Source organism: Bartonella sp. MR168JLCBS (assembly GCF_042194175.1).
In genome coordinates, this window is the sequence record NZ_JBHIMP010000028.1 from 1 (window position 1) to 5,741 (window position 5,741).

The window sequence follows — 5,741 nt, forward strand, 5'->3', positions numbered from 1 at the left end:
ATTAAACCGTCTTCTCCAATGAGACCATCGGGGCTAGCCCCCGCCATTTCTATTGTGGGGTGTTGGATAAAGCCGCATTTTGTTATATCGGCATCATAAATGAAGCCATATTCTCTCAAGGCATCATCTTCATGTTCGATACCCCAACGCATATCTTCAGTTTCATAATAGGGGATGTATGAACAAGAAAGATGCTTACATTTCACAAGTGAAAGTACGTCAAGATCCTGTTAATCAATTGGTAATTGAAATGCGTGCTAAACGCTTTGGTTTGACGATTGAAGAGGCTAAAAATCCGCTTGCTGGTACTTATGTTGGGCGGCTGTGTTTGCAAGGCGAAATCAATCAAGACCAATATGATGCTGCGCAAAAATATCTTGAAGTGAAAAATGACTATTTGTGTGCAAAAGGTTTACCAAGCGCTGTTTATGATGAAATACCATCATCTTCTGATGACAAAGCAAGAGAAAAATGGGTCGAATTTGCAACAGGACAGTTTTCTAATATGCAAGAGGCGATAAAAGAAACACAACATCTCTATAGACAGTATAATCTTTATGCAGCAATACAATATATTGTTATCGAAGACCAAACATTACCACATCTTGTGAATTCATTGCGGGTCGCTCTTAACGCGCTTCATAAATATTTTGACAGAAAAACTAAATGGTAAATGTTTTATTGTTCTTTTTCCATAAAAGCATGAAAAGCTCTTGAAGAATATGCATTAGAATGTTATATTTTTATATAATATTAAAGGGAGTGTTTTATGCACACAACAAAATTACGTAAAGTTGGAGGGTCTGTTATGCTCTCTATACCGCCCGCATTGCTTGATGTTCTTCATCTTTCTGAAAACACGCAAGTGGGTTTGGCTATTGACAATGGACAATTGGTTGTAAAACCACAGGCATTCCCTAGCTATACTCTTGAAGAATTGTTAGCGCAATGTAATCCTTCAGATGATTTTGCGGATGGTGATATGGAGTGGTTTGATGCCAAACCTGTTGGCAGAGAGCTCTTGTAATGAAGCGGGGCGAAATTTGGTTTGTATCGCTTGACCCAACTTCTGGTTATGAGCAAAAAGGAACGCGTCCTGTACTGGTTGTGTCACCGGAGGCGTTTAATCGTGTCACAAAAACACCAATTGTCTTACCTATTACAAGTGGAGGAAATTTTGCGAGAACCGCAGGGTTTGCTGTTTCATTAGCAGGAACAGGATTACATACCACAGGTGTGATACGTTGTGATCAACCACGAGCTCTCGATATAGCAGCGCGTCAGGGAAGGAAAATGGAAACAGTTCCCCCCATGATTATGAATGAAGTGCTTGCCAAGCTATCAACATTTCTAACATAGTTTTTTTATGCATCTTTAAGAACGATGCTAAAGTAAGCAATGTGACGTGAAACGTTTCTCTGTATAACGCCTTGTAAAAGACTAAGGAAAATAATTCATTCTATTGTACGCAGAAGTGCCTCTTTTTGTTTCTAAAAATAAGAAAGATATGAAGTATCTGTTTTGTTTTATGATTTTTAGTATTTTTATTCTTCACTTATAGCTATTACAATCAACATCTTGAAATTTATCATAACCATAGTAATCTTTATGTTGCTGTTTTAACATTTTACATAGATTGTATCGATTAATATCAAATTTTTCGAGCACTTCGTTTGGAAGATCATATAAATTTCGAGGACCAACATCAAACATATCAACTGCATCAGCTAGGTTATTTGGAATGCGGTTCTCATCTGCATCTGATTTTTGTCCGCAGTTGGTAAGAAAAAGCACACTGATTACTATGATTAATAAGTAACTTATTTTTTTTGCTGATAAATAATTCATTATTTCTTTTATGGCTGGAGTTTAAGTATATATTAAAGATTAAGAGTTTTCTTAATAAGGTGATCCATCTTATCAATTTCATTGCTTAGTGCATCAATCATGTTATTTACTTTTTCAATATTCTGATGAAGTTCAAAAAATTGTGCCTCATAATTCAACACATCAGATGTGTGCTTAGACTTAGATGCTTTTGCCATGGCTTGAAGCACTATGTGCCGCTTTTGAACAAGGCTAAAAATGGATTGTATTGTCTCATGTCTTGCTTTGATTGCTTTATTTCGTGTATGAATTATAGTGTACAATCCATAATTCTTTTGTTGATCCTGTCTTGGACTCATATTGAGTAGTTTTATAGTCAGGGCATCCTGTTCTTGAGCTATTGTTTTCCACTCATTGAGGGTAATTTCTAGAAACTTCTGTGTGTCATTCCATCCCCTTTCCGCATTTTCTTTTGCATCTTTTTCTAGGTTCAGTTTTTCAATTATTTTAGAACAAAATAATTCATTTATACTGGCATAACCATGTGCCGTTAGCAAAAGATATGCCATAAAAAACGCAATCGTTAATATGTTCTTTTTGAATACAAATATTTTTGTAAATGTCTTTTTAATTCTGCATAAATCTGCTTTTTTGAAAAATAACATTAATTTCCCCCACTTTTTGCTAGTCAATAATTTAGTGCTTCCATATAATTGATTCGTTGAGATGATACAATTGTGAGTGGTTGGTTGTTAAAGACACTAGATTTAGGTGAAAAAATAAAAAATACACAATATAGTGATTTTTTTGTTGACAGGATATGAAAAATAGTGTTTTATGACATTGCTGTACTAGTCGAATTGCGTCTAGAATTACGGTAAAGGTATAACCTTTCTTATAAGTTTATATGATTGTTCAGAGCCCTGCTTTTGCGGGGTTTTTTTATTGTCTTGTTTACAAAAAGAAACACACATGAAAACCACTGAAAAACTTGCAAAAAGAACGCCCCCAAAGGCAGGTCAAGGGCGGGTAAAAGGCGTGCCAAATAAAACGACACGTATTTTGAAAGAAGCAGTGCTAAAGGCAGCAGAGCGCGCTGGTAAGAAATATGGTGATGATGGTTTGATTTCTTATTTGGAAAAGCAGGCTATAGAATGTCCAGCGGCTTATTTAGCGTTGCTTGGTAAGGTGTTGCCTTTACAGGTAACAGGTGAAGATGGGGGAGCCATTAAGGTGATAACGCGTGTAGAAATCGCGCCTTTGGTCAATGACGACACGACAGATTAATATTGTACCAAAGCTTATACCGATTTTTACAGGTACGGCTTTGGTGCGTGCGGCTTGGGGAGGGAGAGGGTCTGGAAAGACAAGATCATTTGCCTTGATGGCTGCTTTAAAAGGCTATCAATTTGGTAGGGAAGGGATATCAGGCACTATCCTTTGTGCACGGCAGTTTCAAAATTCGCTTGCAGAGAGTTCTTTGGAGGAGATTAAACGTGCCATTGAAGCGCATGACTTTTTAAAGGACTATTACAAGGTTGGGGAGTCGTCGATTAAGTCGATAGATGGTCGTATAGCCTTTCAGTTTTCTGGTCTTGACCGCAATATTGCAAGTATCAAATCTATGGGGCGTATTTTGCTTTGTTGGGTTGATGAGGCGGAGCCGGTGACAGAGACGGCTTGGCAAACGCTTATACCGACTTTGCGAGAAGAAGGAGAGGGATGGCGCGCAGAGTTATGGGTGACATGGAATCCATTGCGAGAGAATGCCCCCGTTGAGAAGCGGTTTCGCTTTTCAGACAATGAGGCAATCAAGCGTGTGGAGATCAACTGGTCAGACAATCCGAAGTTTCCGAAGATCTTGAATGAAGCGCGATTGGATGATCTGAGAAACCGTCCAGAGACCTATAAGCATATCTGGGAAGGGGATTATCTGAAAGCGGTTCAAGGCGCTTATTATCAAAAGGAAATGTTGGCAGCCGAGCAGGAGGGGCGGATAGGGCGTGTTGCTCGTGATCCTTTAATGCAGATACGCGCCTTTTGGGATATTGGGGGCACGGGTGCTAAGGCAGATGCCACAGCGATATGGATAGCACAATTTGTTGGTAGAGAGATTAGAGTGCTTAATTATTACGAAGCACAGGGACAACCGTTATCAGAGCATATAGGCTGGTTGCGTCAAAATGGCTATGAGAAGGCATTGATGGTTCTTCCCCATGACGGTGCGACGAGAGATCGTGTGCACAATGTGAGTTTTGAGAGCGCTCTTAAACAGGCAGGCTTTCAAACAAAAGTTATCCCTAATCAGGGAGCAGGGGCTGTTAAAATACGTATAGAAACAGTCCGCCGTGTTTTGCCTTCTGTTTGGTTTAATGAGAAGACGACGGTAGCAGGACGCAAGGCACTGAACTGGTATCACGAGAAATGGGATGAGAAGCGTAATATTGGCTTGGGAGCAGAGCATGATTGGTCCAGTCATGGGGCAGATGCCTTTGGACTGATGTGCATTTCATACAAACCACCAAAAGAAATACAAAAGCGACCAGCTTATAGCGGCAGAACGGAATATGATAGTACCTCATGGATGGCAGAATGATGCATGATGATGAACATTTAGAGAAAGACAGCAACGTATCTGATCTCTCTCAAGAAGGTTTGTTTCGTAAGCTTGTGAGCTGGTACAAAGAAGATGTGGAGCATGTGAATAAATGGCGTGAACATGCACGGGAGGATTTTGGTTTTTACAATGGTGATCAATGGAATGAAGAAGATTTATCGGCGTTAAAAAAGCAACGCCGCCCCGTTATGACCTTTAATCGTATTGCCCCATTGGTCAATGCTGTTGTAGGTTCAGAGAGAAATAATAAGCGAGAAGTGCAATTCATCCCCCGTCAAATAGGCAAGGCATTGCCAAGTGAATTGCTTACCGGTGCGGCAGAATGGTTTCGGGACATGGCGCATGCAGAATACGCTGATAGTGACGCTTTCCAAGATGCGGTTATCTGCGGCATGGGGTGGACTGATACACGGCTTGATTATGAGAACAGCCTCGATGGTGAACCGGTAATTACGCGTTTAGACCCACTGAAAGTGGTCTGGGATAGTGCGGCAGTGCAACCGAATTTAACCGATGCGCAACGTTTGTGGTATGTGGACCGCAAGCCTTTGGAAGTAGCCAAGCAGATGTTTCCCAAATCTCATTGGACAGAGTTGAGTGCAGATTGGGCAAGGGATGGGAGCTCTCATGAAGGTGTTCACCATAATGATCTTGATTATTACAGTGATGAAGGGAGCATTGATGTTGAAAACGGTCGTCGGATGGTCACGCTTGTTGAATGCCGTTGGTTTGAAAGCGAGAGGTATTACAAGGCAGCTGATTTAGAAACGGGTGAACTTCGTGACTATAGCGAAGAGGAATTTAAGCAGCTCCAATGCATGATGCCTAATATTCAAGGGGCGGCTTTCAATAAAAAGGTTGTAAGACGTGCTTTTTTAGGGAGGAAATTGCTTGAATCCCCAGATCAACCATTGGTTCCAGCTGGTCAATTGGGTTGGGAGTGTATAACGGGATATTTTGACAAGATAGAACGTCAGTTTTACGGTGTTGTACGTCCGACGAAAGACCCGCAACGGTGGGCGAATAAATATTTCAGTCAAGTGATGTATATCCTTAATAGCCAATCCAAAGGGGGGCTTATTGTCGAGGAAGGGGCGTTTAAGGACATCAGGCAGGCTATGCAAGATTGGGCGCGGTCTGATGCGTTGCTAGTTGCTGAAGATGGCGCCCTTGCACAAGGAAAGATCCAACCCAAACCCGTAGCAGAATTTCCAACGGGGTTTTTCCAGCTGTTTAATGAAGCTAAGGAAGCAATTAATCAGGTGACTGGTTTATCCCCCGAATTCATTGGCACAAG

At 40.9% G+C, this 5,741-nt stretch carries 8 protein-coding genes and 1 pseudogene; 6 read left to right on the top strand and 3 right to left on the bottom strand.

Features of this window, described 5'->3' with window-relative positions; translation table 11 throughout:
• Nucleotides 1-173 (bottom strand): annotated as a pseudogene (locus tag ACFIK8_RS08615) (YqaJ viral recombinase family protein); the annotation flags it as partial.
• Nucleotides 174-178: 5 nt separating this feature from the next.
• On the opposite strand from ACFIK8_RS08615, the gene ACFIK8_RS08620 reads away from it, so the two are divergent.
• The 3 genes from ACFIK8_RS08620 (at nucleotide 179) to ACFIK8_RS08630 (ending at nucleotide 1,359) form a co-directional block, all read left to right on the top strand.
• Nucleotides 179-673: a hypothetical protein gene (locus tag ACFIK8_RS08620; protein ID WP_375661624.1), complete on the top strand. Its 495-nt coding sequence runs from the start codon at nucleotides 179-181 to the stop codon at nucleotides 671-673.
• A gap of 96 nt (nucleotides 674-769) precedes the next feature.
• Nucleotides 770-1,027, top strand: a complete 258-nt coding sequence (locus ACFIK8_RS08625) for an AbrB/MazE/SpoVT family DNA-binding domain-containing protein (RefSeq protein ID WP_375624257.1) — start codon at nucleotides 770-772, stop codon at nucleotides 1,025-1,027.
• Nucleotides 1,027-1,359 carry a type II toxin-antitoxin system PemK/MazF family toxin gene (locus ACFIK8_RS08630; protein ID WP_375636703.1) on the top strand — a complete coding sequence of 111 codons (333 nt, stop codon included), beginning with the start codon at nucleotides 1,027-1,029 and terminating at the stop codon, nucleotides 1,357-1,359. The genes ACFIK8_RS08625 and ACFIK8_RS08630 overlap by 1 nt, the downstream gene beginning before the upstream one ends.
• Nucleotides 1,360-1,551: 192 nt before the next feature.
• On the opposite strand, the gene ACFIK8_RS08635 is transcribed toward ACFIK8_RS08630, so the two are convergent.
• Nucleotides 1,552-1,848: a hypothetical protein gene (locus ACFIK8_RS08635; RefSeq protein WP_375636702.1), complete on the bottom strand. Its 297-nt coding sequence runs from the start codon at nucleotides 1,846-1,848 to the stop codon at nucleotides 1,552-1,554.
• A 32-nt stretch (nucleotides 1,849-1,880) separates the two neighbouring features.
• Complete coding sequence (locus ACFIK8_RS08640; RefSeq protein WP_375636700.1) at nucleotides 1,881-2,519, bottom strand: hypothetical protein; 639 nt, start codon at nucleotides 2,517-2,519, stop codon at nucleotides 1,881-1,883.
• Between the two features lie 280 nt (nucleotides 2,520-2,799).
• On the opposite strand from ACFIK8_RS08640, the gene ACFIK8_RS08645 reads away from it, so the two are divergent.
• From ACFIK8_RS08645 to ACFIK8_RS08655, 3 genes are all read left to right on the top strand, one after another.
• Nucleotides 2,800-3,114, top strand: coding sequence for a hypothetical protein (locus ACFIK8_RS08645; protein ID WP_375636699.1), 315 nt, complete (start codon nucleotides 2,800-2,802; stop codon nucleotides 3,112-3,114).
• A complete protein-coding gene (locus ACFIK8_RS08650; protein ID WP_375636698.1) occupies nucleotides 3,095-4,423 on the top strand; it encodes a PBSX family phage terminase large subunit in 1,329 nt (442 codons plus the stop codon). Before ACFIK8_RS08645 ends, ACFIK8_RS08650 begins: the two co-directional genes overlap by 20 nt.
• A partial coding sequence (locus ACFIK8_RS08655) for a portal protein (protein WP_375669198.1) occupies nucleotides 4,408-5,741 on the top strand: 1,334 nt, incomplete at its 3' end. The genes ACFIK8_RS08650 and ACFIK8_RS08655, both read left to right, overlap by 16 nt.